The following is a 2,677-nucleotide window of genomic DNA, read 5'->3' as shown; positions in this document are numbered from 1 at the left end:
CAGTGCTGTCGCGAGGGTTTCGAGATCTGTCGTCACAAACGGATCAACGAGACCCTCGCTTCATGCGCCCGAAGACTTCGGACTTACTCGTCTAGTGTGGCCCGCCATGCTGACTAACGAACAGATAATCGGGCAGGCGCTGGACCGGATCGGGGCCGGGTACGTCTTCCCCGAGAAGGCCGTGGACATCGACGCCGCGATCCGGCGCCGTCTCACGGCGGGCGCGTACGACGGCCTGGACGGGCCGGCCCTCTGCGAGACGGTGACCGCCCACTTCCAGGAGGTGTGCCCGGACAAGCATCTGCGGCTGCTCTGGGTGGAAGAGCCGCAGTCACTGGATCCGCGGGACGAGGACGAGGGGCGGGCCGCCTTCCGCACGCTGCTCAGAGAGGAGAACCAAGGGGTCCGCCGCGTCGAGCACTTGGACGGGAACATCGGGCTCATCGAGGTCCGGCGCATCGCCGCCGCCGACGAGGGCGCCGCCGTGATCGGCGCGGCCATGCAGCTGGTCGCCCACAGCTCCGCGCTCATCCTGGACCTGCGCGCGTGCCGCGGCGGGGCGCCGGAGGGGGCCGCGATGTGGTGCAGCTACTTCTTCGGCGACGACCAGGTGCATCTCAACGACATCTACGAGCGGTCCACCGGCGCCACGCGCCAGTACTGGACACTTCCGCACCTTCCCGCGCCGCGCTACACGGACCGCCCGGTCTACGTGCTGACCAGCGCGACCACCTTCTCCGGGGGCGAGGACGTGGCGTACACCCTTCAGGCGCACGGCCGGGCCGTCCTCGTCGGAGAGACGACACGGGGCGGCGCGCATCCGACGGTCCGTCACCCGGTCAGCGAACACATCCTCGTGACCGTGCCCACCGCCCGGACCGTCAACACCGTCACCGGCACCAACTGGGAGGGCGTCGGAGTGGCCCCCGACGTACCCGTCCCGGCGGAGCAGGCACTCGACGCGGCACTCAAGGCCGCACTGGGGCGCCCGGGCGCGTAGGTGCCCAGGTGCGTAGGGTGCATGGGCGCGACCGGGTCTAGCGGGCCTCCACCATGCGGGCGAAGACGACCACGTTGCCGTCGTAGCCGCGGGACTTCGAGTATCCGCCGCCGCACGTGATCACCCGGAGTTCCGGGTGCCCGGTGTCCCCGTACACCCGGGCTCCGGGAAAGGCCTCCTTGGAGAACACCTCCACGCCGTAGACCTCGAACACGGCTGTGCGGCCGTCGTACCGCGCCACCTCGACCTGGTTGCCCGGCTTGACGGAGCCCAGGCCGTAGAAGACCGCCGGGCCCTGCGCGTTGTCAACGTGGCCCACGATCACCGCCGAGCCCCGCTGACCGGGCGAGATGCCGTTGAGGTACCAGCCGGCGAGGTTGCGGTCCTGTGGCGGCGGGGCGTCGATCCAGCCCTCCGCGTCCAGCCCGACCGTCATCACCGGCGCGTCCACGTTGATCGTGGGAATCCGGATGCGCTGCACCGACGAGTGTTCCAGCACCTCCATGTCCGCGGGCGGAGTCGGCGGGTTCGCCGGCAGCTGATCGGCCGTCACCGCGACGGCCGAGGCCGCGGTGGGCTGGGGCGGTCCGTCGTCGGCGTTCACACCGTTGCGCACCATGGCGAGGCCGGTGAGCATGACCAGGGCGATCACGCCCCACGGTGAGCGTTTGCGCGACTGCCCGGTCTCGTCCTCGCCCATCGTTCTCCCTTCCCGACGCGGGGGTCCCGACCCGCGTTCCTGTCCCGCCCCCGTACGCCCTACTTCACGCACGCTAAGGCTGAGTCGGCAGGACGGCGAGAGGGGAAGGGCGAACGGGTGGCCGCCGCCCGCAAGGGGCCGGAAGGGGTGCGCCCATCCAGGTAATCGTCACATAAATGCCTGACGGGTCGTGACCTGCGGATCCGTCAGCCGCGCCGCCCGCGGCTCGGCGTGTCGCTCAACCGGGCGGCCCAAAGCCGGACATGCGGAGCTTGCGGGACGCCCCGAGGGTTCGACGTGGGAGGCGTTCTCGTCGATCATCCGGGGCCGACGCTCCGGGGCGCTTTCCGCTGGAGGTTCCACCATGCGTGTTCTGCGCGCTCTTACCGTGACGGCGGCAGCCTGCGCCGCGATCGGCCTCAGTGCCCCGTTTGCCTCTGCCAACCCCCCGCAGGGTGGGAACGGGGGCCCCAGCAACGTTTCCGTCAACCCGTTCGCCGTGCACCAGGGATCCACGATGCAGGTGAGCGCGTCGGGCTGTGGACACGGCGGTACCGTCACCTCGCACGGCAACTTTCCGCCCGCCAACCTGTCCGCCGGGTCGATCGGCTTCGCGACGGTCCGGATCTTCAACCACGCCTCTCCCGGCACCCACACGCTTCAGGTCAGGTGCAACGACAGCAGCCTGGTCGCCACCGCCCGCTTCAGGATCCTCGAGGGCAACCCCGCGCAGGGCGGCATCGGCGGATCCTTCGGCCCGTCCACCGCCGAGACCGCCATCGGCGCGGGCCTCGTCGGCGCCGCGGCCCTCGGCGCGGGCGCCCACGTGATCCGCCGTCGCCGCCCGCTCCGCGGCCGGGCCTGACCGGCCGGCCTCCCCGGTCAGGTGTCCCCCGCTACCGGAGGGGGGGGAAGGGGGGGGGGGGGGGGAGAGGGGGGAGGGGGGGGGGGGGGGGGGGGGGGGGGTGGGGGGGGAG

3 protein-coding genes are annotated in these 2,677 nt (G+C 71.6%); 2 read left to right on the top strand and 1 reads right to left on the bottom strand.

From position 1 onward, the window contains the following. Positions 1 to 106: 106 nt before the first annotated feature. Positions 107 to 1,000 carry a S41 family peptidase gene (locus ACZ4TV_RS16705; RefSeq protein ID WP_468135192.1) on the top strand — a complete coding sequence of 298 codons (894 nt, stop codon included), beginning with the start codon at positions 107 to 109 and terminating at the stop codon, positions 998 to 1,000. A 37-nt stretch (positions 1,001 to 1,037) separates the two neighbouring features. Here ACZ4TV_RS16705 and ACZ4TV_RS16700 read toward each other — a convergent pair whose 3' ends face one another. Then, entirely contained in the window at positions 1,038 to 1,700 is a 663-nt protein-coding gene (locus ACZ4TV_RS16700) for a class F sortase (RefSeq protein ID WP_468135190.1), read from the bottom strand. Positions 1,701 to 2,217: 517 nt separating this feature from the next. On the opposite strand from ACZ4TV_RS16700, the gene ACZ4TV_RS16695 reads away from it, so the two are divergent. Then, positions 2,218 to 2,565, top strand: coding sequence for a hypothetical protein (locus tag ACZ4TV_RS16695; protein WP_468135188.1), 348 nt, complete (start codon positions 2,218 to 2,220; stop codon positions 2,563 to 2,565). Positions 2,566 to 2,677: the final 112 nt, after the last annotated feature.

This window comes from Streptomyces sp. NPDC028910 (genome assembly GCF_055564955.1).
This window is presented reverse-complemented; position numbering and strand designations above follow the sequence as displayed.

Excerpts from the sequence above, each read along its gene's own strand:
- ACZ4TV_RS16705 (WP_468135192.1), top strand. The coding sequence starts at position 107 with ATGCTGACTAACGAACAGATAATCGGGCAGGCGCTGGACCGGATCGGG.
- ACZ4TV_RS16700 (WP_468135190.1), bottom strand. The coding sequence starts at position 1,700 with ATGGGCGAGGACGAGACCGGGCAGTCGCGCAAACGCTCACCGTGGGGC.
- ACZ4TV_RS16695 (WP_468135188.1), top strand. The coding sequence starts at position 2,218 with ATGCAGGTGAGCGCGTCGGGCTGTGGACACGGCGGTACCGTCACCTCG.